The organism is Janthinobacterium sp. GW821-FHT03C08, assembly GCF_059420905.1.
Window position 1 is genome coordinate 36454 of the sequence record NZ_JBWKUP010000024.1, and the last position, 16258, is coordinate 52711.

Annotated in this window: 10 protein-coding genes; 5 read left to right on the forward strand and 5 right to left on the reverse strand. The window is 63.8% G+C overall.

What is annotated here, in order from left to right:
- Positions 1–56 precede the first annotated feature (56 nt).
- Together AC07VL_RS25925 and AC07VL_RS25930 are read left to right on the forward strand one after the other, a co-directional pair.
- A complete protein-coding gene (locus AC07VL_RS25925; RefSeq protein WP_494808393.1) occupies positions 57–803 on the forward strand; it encodes a helix-turn-helix domain-containing protein in 747 nt (248 codons plus the stop codon).
- 288 nt (positions 804–1091) lie between these two features.
- On the forward strand, positions 1092–1487 hold the full coding sequence (locus tag AC07VL_RS25930; RefSeq protein WP_494808394.1) for a hypothetical protein: 396 nt from the start codon (positions 1092–1094) through the stop codon (positions 1485–1487).
- 129 nt (positions 1488–1616) lie between these two features.
- On the opposite strand, the gene AC07VL_RS25935 is transcribed toward AC07VL_RS25930, so the two are convergent.
- Together AC07VL_RS25935 and AC07VL_RS25940 are read right to left on the reverse strand one after the other, a co-directional pair.
- Positions 1617–3065 (reverse strand): DUF3999 family protein, encoded by a 1449-nt coding sequence (locus AC07VL_RS25935; protein WP_494808395.1) that lies wholly within the window; start codon positions 3063–3065, stop codon positions 1617–1619.
- A complete protein-coding gene (locus AC07VL_RS25940) occupies positions 3062–6274 on the reverse strand; it encodes a DUF2339 domain-containing protein (RefSeq protein WP_494808396.1) in 3213 nt (1070 codons plus the stop codon). Before AC07VL_RS25940 ends, AC07VL_RS25935 begins: the two co-directional genes overlap by 4 nt.
- Positions 6275–6505: 231 nt before the next feature.
- Between AC07VL_RS25940 and AC07VL_RS25945 the strand changes: the two genes are divergently transcribed.
- Positions 6506–8392, forward strand: a complete 1887-nt coding sequence (locus AC07VL_RS25945) for an MFS transporter (protein WP_494808397.1) — start codon at positions 6506–6508, stop codon at positions 8390–8392.
- 3 nt (positions 8393–8395) lie between these two features.
- Here AC07VL_RS25945 and AC07VL_RS25950 read toward each other — a convergent pair whose 3' ends face one another.
- The 3 genes from AC07VL_RS25950 to AC07VL_RS25960 all read right to left on the reverse strand — a co-directional run bounded on the left by AC07VL_RS25950 (position 8396) and on the right by AC07VL_RS25960 (position 11621).
- Positions 8396–9928, reverse strand: a complete 1533-nt coding sequence (locus AC07VL_RS25950; RefSeq protein ID WP_494808398.1) for a hybrid sensor histidine kinase/response regulator — start codon at positions 9926–9928, stop codon at positions 8396–8398.
- Between the two features lie 8 nt (positions 9929–9936).
- Entirely contained in the window at positions 9937–11400 is a 1464-nt protein-coding gene (locus AC07VL_RS25955) for an ATPase domain-containing protein (protein WP_494808428.1), read from the reverse strand.
- 80 nt (positions 11401–11480) lie between these two features.
- Positions 11481–11621 carry a hypothetical protein gene (locus tag AC07VL_RS25960; protein ID WP_494808399.1) on the reverse strand — a complete coding sequence of 47 codons (141 nt, stop codon included), beginning with the start codon at positions 11619–11621 and terminating at the stop codon, positions 11481–11483.
- A 247-nt stretch (positions 11622–11868) separates the two neighbouring features.
- Between AC07VL_RS25960 and AC07VL_RS25965 the strand changes: the two genes are divergently transcribed.
- Both AC07VL_RS25965 and AC07VL_RS25970 read left to right on the forward strand, forming a co-directional pair.
- Complete coding sequence (locus AC07VL_RS25965; protein WP_494808400.1) at positions 11869–13077, forward strand: efflux RND transporter periplasmic adaptor subunit; 1209 nt, start codon at positions 11869–11871, stop codon at positions 13075–13077.
- Positions 13078–13092: 15 nt separating this feature from the next.
- Complete coding sequence (locus tag AC07VL_RS25970; RefSeq protein WP_494808401.1) at positions 13093–16257, forward strand: efflux RND transporter permease subunit; 3165 nt, start codon at positions 13093–13095, stop codon at positions 16255–16257.
- Position 16258: the final 1 nt, after the last annotated feature.

Sequence of the window (16258 nt, forward strand, 5' to 3'; positions counted from 1 at the left end):
CGTTTTACGCTACTTTTTTAGCTGCCGAGACGATAATATTTTTACAAAGGAAGTGCATGCCGCAAACCCACGCCCTCATCGAGGCCTTGAAACGCTTGCTGAAAGCGCGCGCCGTCACGTATGCCGAACTGGCCCAGCGCATCGGCGTGTCCGAAGCCAGCGTCAAGCGGATGTTTTCGCAGAAGCAATTTACCCTGCAGCGGCTGGACCAGATCCTGGTGGCCGTCGGCAGCGACTTCCAGCAGCTGGCGCTGGCCGTGCAGGCGGCGCAGGCCAGGCCGACGCTGATCACGGGACTGACGTATGCGCAAGAGAAGGAAATCATCGAGGATACGCGGCTGTTCGTCGTGGCCGTCTCGGCCCTGAACCTGCTGCCGCTGGAACAGATCGTCGCCACCTATGACATCAGCGAGGCGCAAGCCGTGAAATACCTGCTACGCCTCGACAAGATCGGTTTTCTGGAACTGCTGCCGAATAACCGGGTCAAACTGCTGGTAGCGCGCACGTTTGCGTGGATACCGAACGGCCCGATTCATAGCTATTTCAAAGAGGTGGCCTATGGCGACTACCTGAATTCGCAATTCGACGGCGAGACGGAATTGCTGCGCCTGGTGAACGTGATGCTGTCGAAAAAATCCACGGCGGCCTTGCTGGAGCGGCTGCAGCAGGTGGCCATGGAATTCTCGCAGCAGCACCAGGAAGACGCGCGCCTGCCTGGCGATGAGCGCTTGGCCATCAGCTTCCTGCTGGCGGCCCGTCCCTGGATGCCGCAGACGTTCAAGGCCTTGCTGCGACCACAATGATGATTTTAATGCCCACGGTCAAGATGGTTATGGTTGCGGGCTGCGCAGGGGATTATATTCGCGGCATGTATAACATGCGGCATACATACCTGAAAAGAAAGAAAAAAGTAATCATTCTGTGGCAAAAGATAAACACATTTGGCAAATAAATATTTCTCCCGTGAAAGACTTGAATTGGTAAAACCACATGTTATTATTCCAAAAAACAACATTTTTAAAAGTAAGATTTGTTTTTAGGATACTACCTGTTCAGGTAGTTATAAAAAATAATGGAAACAGGAACCTTTTGTGAAAAATTTTTCCCCTGCTGTTGGTTTGTTTGTATTGGCTGTGTTAACAACGGGTTGTGCCAGCGTGGGTAGCGAATCGCTGCGCAAGGAATCAGAGTCGAGTATTTCCCAAAAGATTGTCGAAGGTAAGACAACAAAGGGCGAAATCCGGACGATGTTTGGCTCGCCAACGAAAACCAGTTTTACGGATGGTGGCCTGGAAATCTGGAATTACGACTTCTCCAATGTTTCTGCCGATGCGGTCAGCTATATCCCTATCGTGAATCTGTTCGGTGCCAGCGCCAGCGGCAAGAAAAAAGAACTGGTTGTGATGTACGACCAGACAAACATCGTCAAGCGTTATTCGATGAGTGAATCTGACGTGACGCATAAAACGGGTTTGTTCAATAACTAAAGGCGCAGCGGCCATAGGTAGCGCTCATCCCAGTTCTGGTGACGTTACTTTAGCCTGTGCGTAGCGGGGTAACGTCAACGCCGCCACTCTGCCTCAGTTCCTCTTCGCTTATTCCAGCGTCGTCACCATCTAGTCCTCCTGATGCTGTTGTTCTTGTGGTTGTTTGAGCAGGCGCCAGACAAAAAAGCCCAGTATGGCCACGCCCAGCAGCAGCGCGGCCCACAGGGCGGCCAGCCGCCATGGCGCGCCATCGCTGGCGGCGGGGGCCGGTGCCGCACCTGCATTGGTTTGCAGCGGGCCAGCGCTGGCCGTCTTGAGCGCGCGCAATTCTTCTGCCTGGAAGCCGGGCGCGACCTGCGACAGCGGCTGCGCCACGGCTGTCGCATCGTTCCTGCCGAAGGCCAGGCGATAGGGCGGCTTGCCGCTGGCCAGCAACACGACGGTGGCCGGCGTCCAGCCCAGGCGCAAGGCGGGCGCATTGGCGGCGGAGAGCGGGTGCTCGGGCGATGTCTGCATCACCCAGAGTGCCGTCTGCGTCACGGGCATGGCCAGCTCGCCCGACATCCTTTCCTTGCCATCGAGGCCGATGCGGTAAAACGTCGTGCTCAGTAGTGGATCGAAATACGCGCCCTGGGCGGGCCGCGCCGGCTGGCGCAGGTGTAGCCGGTGCCGGGGAGGCTCGCTGTTCTGGCGATACACGCCCAGAGTTACGGGCAGGACGACGTTGCTTTGCGTAAATTGCAGCGCGATGCTGTCGGCGGGAATGGCGATGGGTGTGGCATAGCGCCATTCATGCTCCTGCTTGCCGGGCGATCCCTGCAGCACGATGGCGGCGCGCGGCGCGGCCACTTCCGTTTCGCTGACGCCTTGTGCCGTGATTGCCGCAAAGGCCAGCGGCTCCCCCGCCTGCCAGCTCAGGCGCGCATAGCGGAAGGCGCGCGGTGCGAAGGCGATACCGTCGTTGGCCAGGGTCTGCGTGTCGCTGTTGCTGAGCCAATTCAGGGTGGTGGTGCCGATGGCATCCCATTGCTTCAGGTCATCGCTCACTTCCAGCAGCACTTGCGCGCTGTAATTGTCCGCGTGGGCCGGTGGCGTGAAGCGCAAGGCGGCGATGCGGCTGCCTTCGGCCTGCCTGCCCAGGTCGAGGATCAGGGCCTGCAGCGTGGCCGTGGCCGCTGTCGTGCCGGCGTGCGTGCTGACCGACAGCAGGCGGCCATCGTCCGCCGTGCGGATGTCGATGCCTTGCAAGCCATCGCCAGTTGCCGGCGTGCCCGTCACGGGGAAAATGCGGGCAGGAATGCTGCTGCGCCGCGTGGCCGATGGCGCGGGTGGCACGCCGATGGCGTAGGCCAGGCGCTTGCCGTCGGCGTCGAACAGCCGCACGTCGGCCAGGCTGGCCGAGCGGGCGTGCAGGTAGACTTCCCTGGGCAGCGGTAGCTGGACGATGCCCGCGCCGGCGGGCACCTGCACGGGCATGCTCCAGCCATAATCCTGCGGCCGGTCCGGTAGCTGGCGGGCTGTCGTGGCCAGCGCGGCGCCCGCCATCAGCGCGGTGCAGAAAAGAAGGGCGGCTTTCATGCGGTTCCCTGGTTCGGTTCGGCTGGCGCTTCCGCTTCGGCCTTGGGGAAGGGCGCCAGGTAGCCGATCAAGACCATCAGCAAGCCCACGCCCACGAAGGAGACGATGCGCTCGATGCCGCCCACGTTCGACAGGTCGATGGCGAACAGTTTCAGCACGACGAGGCCCAGCAGCACGGCGCCCAGGCCCCACTGCTGGCGCCGCTGGTGGCGGGCCGCATGGCGCATCAGCAGCAGGGCGGTGACGCTCCACACGAGCGACAGCATGGCTTGCACGAATTGCGATGCGAACAAGTCCTCGAACTGGTATGGCACGCCCAGATAGTGCGAGACCGTGCGCAGCAGCATCAGGTTGAACCAGCCGTACAGGAAGCAGGCGGCCACGACAGGTAAGCGCGCTTGCCACGGGGCGGGCAGCGGCACCTGGCCCGCAGGCAATAAACGGTAGCTGGCGATGGCCAGCAGGACGGCAAAGCCCGTGCTCAGGTCCAGCGGATTGAGTAGCGGCAGGTAGGGCAGGGGGGCCATGGCGCCATCGTCGACGATATTCCATGCGGCAATCAAGAGCAGCGACCATAGCGCAGCGAGCGGTATCAGGGTGCGCTGGTACCACGCGGCGATGGGAGCCACGGGCCAGCCGCCCGCGCGGCAGCGGCGGATCAGCCAGGCCAGCGCCAGCATCATGGCCCAGGCCGGCAAGTAGCGGGCCCAGGCAGGGCTGGCGCCGCCTGCGTTGTCCGCCAGCCAGGCGCCGACGTGCATGGTGCCCACGGGCCACAGCATCAGCCAGGGCGCGGCCGTGCGCAGCGTATGCAGCAGGCGCTGCGCACGCACGTCGAGGTGCCAGCCGGCCTGCGGCCAGGCCCGCAGCAGGTATTCGCCGGCCGCCAGCGCGCCGGCCAGGGCCAGCCAGGACAGGCCCGTCGGCAGGTAATCGCGCAGGTACAAGGCTTGCAGCAGGTTGGCGCTCCACAGGCCCAGGCCGAGCCAGGCGGCGACGCCGAACCAGCGCAGCTGCGGCCAATCCAGGCGCCGCGCCACGATGGTGAACGCCGGTGTCGTGACGCACACGGCAAGCAGGTACAGCGCGAGCCAGCGCTCGCCCGCGTGCGGCTGCATGCTCGCCTCGCCGTCGACCAGGCGCAGCAGCCAGCTGGTGAGCGGCACGAGGACGGCGGCAAACCACAGCACGCCGCTCCATTGCAGCAGGGGGCGCGCCACGAGGGCGATCAAGGCATCGTCGCCGCGCGCGCGCTGCGCGGTGAACCAGGCGCTGGCGAAGGCGGCGGCGCCCAGCAGCAGGGCGCTGAGGAAGGAGCCCTCCAGCAGGCTGGCCGGATGCGCATCCCAGTCCCAGCTGCTGCGGCTCAGCAGCACCAGGCCCGCCAGCACTTGCACGGCCAGCAGCAGCGCGCGCGGCGCATGCCAGTCTTCGCGCCGCGCCAGCCACGCCAGCAAGGCCGCCACGCCCAGGGCGCTGACGGTCAGCAGGTTCAGCAAGGTGGCCGCCTGCGCGCGCAGCAGGATTTCATTCCAGACGCCGCCCAGCAGCCAGGCCGTGGCAGCCGTCAGGAACAGCATGGACAGCCAGGCCATCAGTTCCGGATGCCGATGGCTGACGTGACGGCGGAAATTGAAGGCCATCACCAGCGCGGCGGCGGCCAGCAGCGCGCAGCCGAGCCAGATGTTGGCGTGCAGGGCCGTTGCCGCATCGATTTCCCGCAGGGCGAACAGGAAGGCAAGCCAGGCGGCCGCCTGCACCAGCAGGCCGAAGGCCCAGGCCAGGGTCTGGCGCTGGCGCAAGCCGACCCAGACGATGCCCGCGCCTTCCAGCGCCCAGGCGGCGGACGTCCAGCGGCCGTCGAGGGCGAACGGGATGGCCAGGGTGCCGAAGACGATGCCCAGTGCCAGGAAGGCTTCGGCCAGCAGCTTGAAGCCTGCGCGGCGCCACAGGGCCACGGCCAGGCCTGTGTAGGTCAAACCGGCAGCCAGGGCGGAAAACGCCAGACCAAATTTAAAATTCCAGACCAGGCTGTATTGCAGGCCCATGGCCGCCAGCGGCGTGCCGAACACGAGCGTGCCATCCACATAGTGTGTCAGGCGCGGCGCCTGGCGCGCGCAGTAGGCGATCGCGATGCCGATATAGAACAGCACGAACAGGATCAAAAACAGTTGCGTCGACAGGTAGTGGTCCGGGGTGTAGCGCAGCAGGCCCCAGGTGGTGGCGACGACGAAGGTGAAGCCAAAGCTCAGCACATTCAGCACGCGCCAGGCGCGTTTCAGGGCGATGGCGAAGACGCCCGCATTGAGCAGCGCGTAATAGCTGAACAGGCCGATATGGTTGCCGTTGCCCGTCGACACGAGCAGGGGCACGGCAAAGCCGCCGACGATGCCGAAGACGGCCAGCCAGACGGCGTTCTGCAGTACGGCCAGCAGGCAGGTAAATGTCGTCAGGACGAACAGCAGGCCGAAGGCCAGGCCGGGCGGGATCAGTTCATACAGACGGAAGGCGCCGAACGTGACGAGCATCAGGATCGCCAGCGCCGTGCCCTGCAGCGGCAGGCTGATGCCGGGGCGATTGCCGCGGATGCGCCAGGCCCAGGCCAGCAGGGCGACGTCCAGCAGCGCGATGCCGGCCAGGCGCAGTTCGATGGGCAGCGTCACCTGCGCCGAGACGTACTTGAGCAGGAAACTGACGCCGAGGAAGAGGATCAGCAGGCCCAGCTTGGCCACCAGGTTGCCCGTGAACAACCAGTTCTTTGCCTTGGCAAGGAGGCCGTCCGGGCGCGCGATCCACGACGGGGGCTGCGGCGCAGCGGGGGCTGTCGCAGGCTGCGGCGCGGCGGGCGCTGCCGTGGCTGCCATCGTAGCTGCCGGGGCAGTCACGGGCTTGTCGGATGCCACGGGGGACGTCGCAGGGGCGGCAAGGGGCGCGTCGGCCACGTCGTCCTGCCGGGCCTGCGTCGCCGGCGCCGCTTGCGGCACAGGCGCCGGCAGTTGGACGGGCGGCGGCGCGGCGGCGGGCGGCATGTCCGCCACGCTGGCGGACTGGCTTTCCAGCGCCAGCAGGCGCAGCTGCACGCTGTCGACTTCCTTGCGCAGGCGGGCCGCCAGCACCTCCAGGTCCGCCACTTTCCTGCGGTACTGCAGCACTTGCACGAAGGCGGTGATCAGCAAGCCAAATATGATCAGCGATAACAATCCAGTCATGGGACAGCTTTCCTGTGAGGCTGGGCGACGGTACCCAGGGTATGCGCACATTACCTTATTATCAAGAAACAGGCGATTTTTGTTGTGCCAGGACAGGCGTCAAGGGGTGGGGCCAGCATGGCGCGCCGCGCTGCCGTCCGTATTGACGGGGAGTAAGGGCGAGACATTAAGATTGTCGTGCGCAGGATAGTGCTGTATTTTATCAATTCCTTAATTGCCCGTCCCCATGCCATGAGTCAAAGCAGCCAGTTTTCCTTATTGTCGCAGCGCCGTTTCGGGCCGTTCTTCTGGACCCAGTTCTTTGGCGCTTTCAACGACAATCTGTTCAAGACGGCGCTGATGGTGATCCTCGCCTACGATGCGCTGAGCTGGACCACGCTCGACCCGTCCACCATCACCAACCTGATTCCCGGCCTGTTCATCCTGCCCTACGTCGTGTTTTCGGCCACGGCGGGCCAACTGGCGGATAAATTCGAAAAGGCGGGCCTGGCCCGCTTCGTCAAATGGATGGAACTGGCCATCATGGCCGTGGCCGCCGCCGGCTGGATGACGCATACGCTGTGGCTGCTGGTGGCCGCCGTGGTGGGCATGGGCGTGCATTCGACCCTGTTCGGCCCCGTCAAGTATGCCTATCTGCCGCAGCAGCTCAAACCCGAGGAATTGGTGGGCGGCAATGGCCTGATCGAGATGGGCACCTTTGTCGGCATCTTATTGGGTGAAATCCTCGGCGCCGTCCTGATCGTGCACAAGCCGCTGGGCGTGGAACTGGTGGCGGGCGCGACGATTGCCGTGGCCGTGTTCGGCCTGATCGCCAGCTACCGCGTGCCGCGCACGCCCGCGCCCGAGCCGGACTTGAAGGTGAGCCTGAACTTTGTCGCCGAATCGCTGCGCAACCTGAATTTCTCGCGCAAGAACCGTCCCGTCTTCCTGGCCATGCTGGGCAACTCCTGGTTCTGGTTCTACGGCGCCCTGATCCTGGCCCAGTTCCCCGTGTACTCGAAGGATTTCCTGCATGGCGACCACAGCGTCTTCGTGCTGCTGCTGACCGTGTTTTCCGTCGGCATCGGCACGGGTTCCTTGCTGTGCGAGCGCCTGTCCGGCCACAAGATCGAGATCGGCCTGGTGCCATTCGGTTCCATCGGCCTGTCCCTGTTCGGCATCGACCTGTATTTCGCCAGCAATGCGTATGCAAACACGCAGGTGGTCGACGCGCTGGCGTTCGTCAGCCAGGCGGGCGTGCCGCGCATCTTGCTCGACATCGTCATGATCGGCGTGTTCGGCGGCTTCTTCATCGTGCCCCTGTTCGCCCTGATCCAGACGCGCTGCGACCCGAAACATATTTCGCGCACGATCGCCGGCATGAACATTTTGAATGCCCTGTTCATGGTGGCGGCGGCCGGCGTGGCCATCGTGCTGCTGGGCCAGGGGTTTACGATTCCCCAGCTGTTCCTCGTCACGGCCATCCTGAATGCGCTGGTGGCTGCCTATATCTTTTCGCTGGTGCCGGAATTCCTCATGCGCTTCCTTGCGTGGATACTCATCCAGACGGTGCACCGCGTGAAGGTGGTCGATGGCGAGCGCATTCCCGCGGAAGGCGCGGCCGTGCTGGTGTGCAACCACGTGAGCTACGTGGACGCCATCGTCATCATGGCGGCCAGCCCCCGTCCCATCCGCTTCGTCATGGACCACCGCATCTTCAAGATGCCGCTGATGGGCTGGATTTTCCGCACGGCCAAGGCGATTCCCATCGCGCCCGCCAAGGAAGATCCATTCCTCATGGAAAAAGCGTTCATTGACATTGCGCAAGCCCTGCACGAAGGCGAGCTGGTGTGTATCTTCCCCGAGGGCAAGTTGACGCGCACGGGCCAGATCAGCGAATTCAAGGGCGGCATCGCCAAGATCGTCGCGCGCAGCAAGGTGCCCGTGATTCCGCTGGCGCTGCGCGGCCTGTGGGGACACCTGCTGAGCCACCGCAATGGCCATTTGTTCGAGCGCGCCTTCAAGGCGGGCTTGCGCTCGCGCCTGTCGCTGGCCGTCGGCATGCCCGTGCCGCCCGAGGCTGCCACGCCGGAGTTGCTGCAGCAAAAGGTGCAAGAGCTGCGGGGCAAGTGGAAATAAGCGTCATGCCGCGCCCGTCGCCGCGCCCGCCCGCCGCGCCAGGTGCTGCCCCAGCAGGGCGGGGATGGCGGCGAAGTCGACGGGCTTCGTCAGGTGGTGGTCGAAACCGGCCTGCGCCGTGCGCTGGCGCGCATCGCCCTGGCCCCAGCCCGTCAGCGCAATCATCAGCACGTCGCGGCCCTGCGCCAGGCGGCGGATCTGGCGCGCCGTTTCATAGCCGTCCATGCCCGGCATGCCCAGGTCCATGACGATCAGCTGCGGCCACGCGGCATCGATGGCCGCCAGCGCCTGCGCGCCGTCATAGGCGACCCGCACGGCATAGCCTTCCAGCTGGAACAGCGTTTGCAGCGAATCGGCCGCGTCGCGGTTGTCATCCACGACCAGCACCTGCACGGCCCGCCCCGCGCTGGCGGGCGCCGCCGGCGCCGGCACGGCGGCCGCTCCTTCGTCCACCCTGGCCGCCAGTCGGACGACGAAGCGGCTGCCCCGTCCGGGCCCTTCGCTGTGCGCTTCGATGCTGCCGCCATGCATTTCGGCGAACTGGCGCGCCAGGCTCAGCCCGATACCGAGGCCGCTGGCCATCTGTCCCGCCTGCGTGCGGCCCTGCTCGAACATGGAAAAGATGCGGGGAATGGCTTCGGGGTCGATGCCGATGCCGTTGTCTTCGATGGCCACCTGCAGCTGGCCTCCTGCCAGCTGTGCCGCAATGCGGACGTGGCCGCCATTCGACGTGAATTTCACGGCGTTCGAGACGATATTCGCAAAGATCTGCACCACGCGTGCGTAGTCCGCGTGCAGCACGATGGTCTGCGGCGGCAAGTCCAGCGCGATGGTGATGTGGCGGCTGCTGGCGGCCGGCTGGCACAGCTCGATAACATGGGCCAGGACTTGTTGTAGTGCAATATCCTGGCGTTGCAGCTGCACCTTGCCGCTGGTGATGCGCGCCACGTCGAGCAAGTCATCGACGAGCCGCGTCAGGTGCGTGACCTGGCGCTCGATCACGCCTTTGACCTTGCTGACCTGCTCGGATTCGGGATACAGGTGGCTGAGCAGGGCCACGGACGTCTTGATGGGGGCCAGGGGATTGCGCAGCTCATGGCCCAGGCTGGCGAGGAATTCGTCCTTGCGCCGCTGCGTCTCGCGCACCTGGTACTGGCGCTGGCGCGCGCGCAGCATGGCATGCGCCGAGGTGATCAGGGTCAGCACGTGCACGGGGCGTTCCAGCAGGGTCAGGTTGCCGAGGGTGGCGATGGCTTGCCGCAGGGGCAGGGAATCGAGTCCCGCATGGGTGAGCAGGATGATGGGCAGGTCGGACCATTCCGGCTGCTGGCGGCCATAATCGTCGAGCACCTGGTAGGCGCCCGCATGCAGGGCCTCGTCCACCGTCAGCACGCCGCCGGCGCCCAGCGCCAACTGCTCGGCCAGTTCGCCGGGCGAGCGGCAGGCATGGCTGGCGATGGCGCCGCTGGCCAGCACCTGGACGGCGAGGGCGGCGTCCTGGCCGGCCGGCGCGTAGATCAGGATGCGCTGTTCCATGGCCAGCCCTAGGGGAATGGCGTGCCGCCAACGGTGGGCATGCCCGTCAGGATGCCGTGGAAGCCGGCCAGGGACGGGCCGATGCGGATGCCCTGCGGGCCGATTTCGAAGCGGCGGATGCTGCGTTCATGGGGGCTGCCGCGCTTCTTGAAGACGGAAATGGCTTGCCGCACCTCGCCTTCCGTTTCGTAATAGCGCAGCATGATGACGTTGTCGGCCAGGTAGCTGGCGTCGGCCGAGGTGGTCATGGCAGTGCCCAGCATGTTCTGCTGCACCCCGACGAGCAGGGTGGCCACGCCGCGCTGGCTCAGGTAATTGAGCAATTCATGCAGGTAGGTGCTCTGGAAGCGCTCGTCGGGCACGGCATGCATGTAGCCGTTCAGGCTATCGATGGCGATGACGCGGGCGCCCCGTTCGGCCGCGTCGACGACGGCCTGGGCGAATTCGCCGGGCGTCAGCTCGGCCGGATCGACCTGCTGCACGCTCAGCAAGCCCGTGTCGAGCGTCTCCTTCAGGCGCATGCCCAGGTCGTCGGCCCGGTGCAGCAGCTTGCTGCGCGCTTCCTCGAACAGGAACATGGCGCATGGCTCGCCGCGCTTTGTTGCCGCATGCACGAACTGCGCCGCCAGGGTCGACTTGCCGCTGCCGGCCGGGCCGGAAATGAGGGTGCTCATGCCTTCCTCCAGGCCGCCGCCTATCATGGCGTCGAGTTCGGCGATGCCGCTCGACAGGCGCTGGTGGTCGCCGTCGCGGCGCGTGTCGGCCGCCACCAGGCGGGGATACACGACCAGGCCGCCCTCGGCGATCTTGTAGTCATGCGTGCCGCTGCGAAACGGCACGCCCCGGTATTTCACCACGCGCACGCGGCGCCGGTCGTTGCCGTAGGCCTGGTTTTGCAGTTCCAGCGAGATGACGCAATGGGCCACGCTACGCACTTGCAAGCCGTCGTCGAGGGCGGAGCGGTCATCGATCAGGATGGTGGTGCAATGCCGGTGGGCTAGATATTGCTTTAATGCAATGACCTGGCGCCGGTAGCGCAGGGGGTTTTCCGCCAGCAGTTGCAGCTCGGACAGCGAATCGAGCACGAGGCGGGCGGGGTGGTGTTTTTCGATGGCGGCCAGGATGCGCTGGTTGGTCGACGCCAGCTCGATTTCCGACGGATGGAAGATGGTGTACTGGCGCTCGGGATCGAGGATGTCGTCGCTGGGCGCCACTTCTTCGACGGCCACGCCGGCCAGGTCCCAGCCGTGCGACAGGGCGGCGGCGCGCAGCTCGATGTCCGATTCGGCCAGGGCGATGTAGAGCACCTTTTCGCCCGCGCGCGCGCCTTCGGCGAGAAACTGCAGCGCCAGGGTGGTCTTGCCCGTGCCCGGTTCGCCTTCGAGCAGGTACAGGCGCTCGGCCAGCAGGCCGCCGGCCAGCACCGTATCGAGGCCGGGCACGCCCGTCGACAGCAGGGGCGGCACGACCATGCCAGCCCCTGCCACGGTTGTCTGCTGCGCCGGTGCCATCATCGTTGTGCCCCTGTCATGGCAAGGTGTGGATCTGCATATTAGCGCACCGCCAGCGCCATGTCTTTTCGATACCATTGGTAAATATTCATGGTGGCGTGGCGTGCGCTGGCCTGCCGGTGTTGCGCACGTGTCGGTTGCTTCAGCAAAGAAATCTTGACCCTGCTAAAGTATTTGCTCATCCCAACTTTCCCGCATTGCCGTTTTATTGTCATCTGCCCGGCTGCCAAGTGATCCTGCCGGTGCGCCCCACGCTGTTGTTGTCGTCATTTTATTGCATCATTAATAATATAATTCGCCTGAAAGTTACTATGTTTCAATTGTAACGATGCTTGACGATTTTAGAATGATCGTTCATTCTTTGATCTGCGTTAATAAATTTAGTCATTTCTAACGACACTAGCCAGCTTCTTTTTCAGAAAGTCCAAGATGCAACCAACTTTTTCCTTGACGTCGCCGCGTACGAGCGGCGCTATTGCCGTTCTGTGCGCCACTGTAATCATGGCCGGCTGCAGTAAAAAACAGGAAGCACCTCACGCGCAGCAAGCGCCGCAGGTGGTCGTGTTTACTGTTAATCCGGCCGCGTTGCCGATGAGTGCCGAATTACCCGGCCGTACGAATGCCTACCAGGTCGCCGACGTGCGTCCACAAGTGGGCGGCTTGATCCAGAAACGTTTGTTCGTCGAAGGTAGCGATGTGAAAGCGGGCACGGCCCTGTATCAGATCGACCCGGCCACCTACCAGGCTGCTTATAATTCCGCCAAGGCAGCCCTGTCGAAAGCCAAGGCCAACCTGCTGACGGCCGGCCCGAAAGCGTCGCGCTACAAGGAACTGGTGGCCATCGAAGGCGTGAGCCGCCAGGAATACGATGACGCCGTCGCTGCCTTCGAGCAAGCCAAGGCAGACGTCGAGTCCGCCACCGCCGCGCTGGAAACGGCGAATATCAACCTGAAGTACAGCACCGTGACGGCGCCGATCAGCGGCCGCACCAGCCGCTCGACCGTGACGGCCGGCGCGCTGGTCACGGCGGGCCAGGCTGATGCCCTGACCACCGTGCAGCAACTCGATCCGATCTATGTCGACGTGACCCAGTCGAGCACCGACCTGCTGCGCCTGAAGCGCCAGATGGCCGACGGCACCTTGAAAAAAGCCGGCGAAGGCCAGGCCAAGGTCGACCTGATCCTGCCGGACGGCAGCAAGTACGGCGTGCCGGGCAAGCTGCAGTTCGCCGGCGTGACGGTCGATCCGACCACCGGTAACGTGGTCTTGCGCGCGCTGTTCCCGAACCCGAAAGGCGAATTGCTGCCAGGCATGTACGTGCGCGCGCAGCTGGAAACGGGCGTGGATGAAAAAGCCATTACCGTGCCGCAAGTGGGCGTGACGCGCAACCAGAAGGGTCAGGCAACCGCCTTGATCCTGAACAAGGAAAACAAGGTCGAGCAACGCATCCTGACCACCAGCGGCACCATCGGCAATGACTGGCTGGTGACGTCCGGCCTGGCCGCAGGCGACCGCGTGATCGTGGAAGGCTTGCAAAAAGTCAAGCCAGGCGCCCCTGCCGTTGCCGTGCCGGCCAAGGCGGCTGACGCGCCTGCCGCTGCCGCCTCTGCCGCAGCATCGGCTGCCAGCGCCCACTAATCCAGGAGAATATTAATGGCCCGTTTTTTCATTGACCGCCCGATTTTTGCCTGGGTGGTCGCGATCGTCATCATGCTTGCCGGCGTGATTTCGATCCTCAGCCTGCCGATTGCGCAGTACCCGAGCATTGCCCCGCCGTCGATTTCCATCAGCGGCTCCTACCCTGGCGCCTCCGCCAAGACCGTGGAAGATGCCGTCACCCAGGTCATCGAACAAAAGATGAAGGGTATCGATGGCTTGCGCTACATGGCCTCGTCGAGCGATGCCACCGGTGGCATCAGCATCACCTTGACGTTTACCAGCGGCACCAATCCTGATATTGCTCAAGTGCAAGTACAGAACAAGCTGCAGCTGGCCACGCCACTGCTGCCGACGGCTGTCACGCAGCAGGGCCTGGTCGTGTCGAAAGCGACGAAGAACTTCCTGATGGTGTTCGGCTTCATTTCCGAAAACGGCAAGATGGACCAGACCGACTTGAGCGACTATGTGGCCGCCAACGTCGTCGATCCGCTCAGCCGCGTGGCCGGCGTGGGCGACGTGACCCTGTTCGGTTCGCAATACGCCATGCGCATCTGGCTCGACCCGGCCAAGCTGCAAAGTTTTAACCTGACGCCGGCGGACGTGATCACGGCCGTGCAGGCGCAGAATGCGGAAGTGTCGGCCGGCGAACTGGGCGGCACGCCGTCCCTCAAGGGCCAGCAGCTGAACGCCACCGTATCGGCGCAAAGCCGATTGCAAACGGCGGAGCAGTTCGGCGCCATCCTGCTGAAAACCACGACCAACGGTGCCATGGTGTACCTGAAGGACGTGGCCAGCATGGAACTGGGCCGCGAGAACTACAACACCGTGGCCCGCTACAACGGCCATGCGGCAACGGGCGTGGCGATCAAGCTGGCGACGGGCGCCAACGCGCTCGATACGGCCAACGCGGCGAAAGCCATGCTCAGCAACCTGAGCAAGCAATTCCCTGAAGGCATGAGCTACCAGGTGGCGTTCGACACAACCCCGTTCGTGAAACTGTCCATCGAAGAAGTGGTCAAGACCCTGGTCGAAGCGGTCATCCTGGTGTTCCTGGTGATGTACCTGTTCCTGCAAAACTTCCGTGCCACCCTGATCCCGACCATGGCCGTGCCGGTCGTGCTGCTCGGTACCTTCGGCATCCTGAATGCGTTCGGCTATTCGATCAATACGCTCACCATGTTCGCCATGGTGCTGGCCATCGGCCTGCTGGTCGATGATGCCATCGTGGTGGTGGAAAACGTCGAGCGCGTGATGAGCGAAGAGGGTTTGTCGCCGCTGGAAGCGACGCGCAAGTCCATGACGCAGATCACGGGCGCGCTGGTGGGTATCGCCATGGTGCTGTCGGCCGTGTTCGTGCCAATGGCCTTCTTCGGCGGCTCGACGGGCGTGATTTACCGCCAGTTCTCGATTACCATCGTCTCCTCGATGGTGCTGTCCGTTATCGTCGCGCTGGTGTTTACGCCGGCCTTGTGCGCCACGTTGCTCAAACCGGTAGAGAAGGGCCATCACGCCACCAACAAGGGTTTCTTCGGCTGGTTCAACCGCAGCTTCGACAGCAGCAGCAACAAGTACCAGGGCTGGGTCGGCGCCATGATCACGCACCGCTTCCGCTCGATGCTGCTGTACCTGCTGCTGCTCGCCGGCCTGGTGTTCATCTTCATGCGCCTGCCGACCTCCTTCCTGCCGGAAGAAGACCAGGGTATCCTGTTTACGCAGATTCAATTGCCGACGGGCGCCACGCAAGAGCGCACCCTGAAGGTGATCGAACAGGTCGAAGACCACTTCATGAACAGCGAAAAAGACAACGTCGCGTCCGTGTTTGCCGTCGCCGGTTTCAGCTTCGGCGGTAACGGCCAAAACACGGGTATCGCCTTCGTGCGCCTGAAGGACTGGGCGCTGCGCAAGGACGTGGCGCAGAAAGCGCCGGCCGTGGCCGGTCGCGCCATGGGCAAGTTGCTGCAGATCAAGGATGCGATGGTGTTTACCTTTGCACCGCCTGCCGTGCTGGAACTGGGTAACGCCACCGGTTTCGACATGCAGCTGCAGGATATCGGCGGTGTCGGCCACGACGCCCTGATGGCGGCGCGTAACCAGTTGCTGGGCATGGCGTCGCAAAACCCGGTGATGGTGGGCGTGCGCCCGAACGGCCAGGAAGATACGCCGCAGTACAAGATCGACATCGACCAGCAGAAAGCCACCGCGCTGGGCTTGCAGATTGCGGAAATCAACCGCGTGCTGAGCGTCGGCTGGGGTAGTTCCTATGTCAACGACTTCCTCGACCGCGGCCGCGTGAAGAAAGTGTTCATCCAGGGCGATGCCAGTTCGCGCATGCTGCCGGAAGACTTGAACAAGTGGTTCGTGCGCAACACGGCTGGCCAGATGGTGCCGTTCTCGGCCTTTGCCACGGGCAAGTGGATTTACGCTTCGCCACGCCTGGAACGCTACAACGGCTTGCCGTCGGTCGAGATCCTCGGCACGCCGGCGCCGGGCCAGAGCACGGGTGCCGCCATGAACGCGATGGAAGAAATGGTCGCCAAGCTGCCGCCTGGCATCGGCTTCAGCTGGACCGGCGTGTCGCTGGAAGAGCGCGAATCCGGTTCGCAGACGCCGCAGCTGTACGCGCTGTCCCTGCTGATCGTCTTCCTGTGCCTGGCCGCGCTATATGAAAGCTGGTCGATTCCATTCTCCGTGCTGCTGGTCGTGCCGTTGGGCGTGATTGGTGCCGTGCTGGGCACGTGGCTGTTTGGCCTGTCGAACGACGTATACTTCCAGGTGGGCTTGCTCACGGTGGTGGGCCTGTCGGCGAAGAACGCGATTCTGATCGTCGAGTTTGCCAAGGAAATGCAGGAATCGGGCATGTCGCTGCTGGACGCGACCTTGCACGCGGTGCGCCTGCGCCTGCGTCCGATCCTGATGACCTCGATCGCCTTCGGCCTGGGCGTGCTGCCACTGGCTATTTCCAGCGGCGCCGGTTCCGGCAGCCAGAACGCCATCGGTATCGGCGTGCTGGGCGGCATGCTGACGGCCACGTTCCTCGGTATCTTCTTCGTGCCGGTGTTCTTCGTGCTGGTGCGCGGCTTCTTCTCGAAGCCGGACGCGCCTGCCACGCCGGCGACGCCTGGCTCGCCAGCCGTCACGCTTTCCAAGGATGCACATTAAT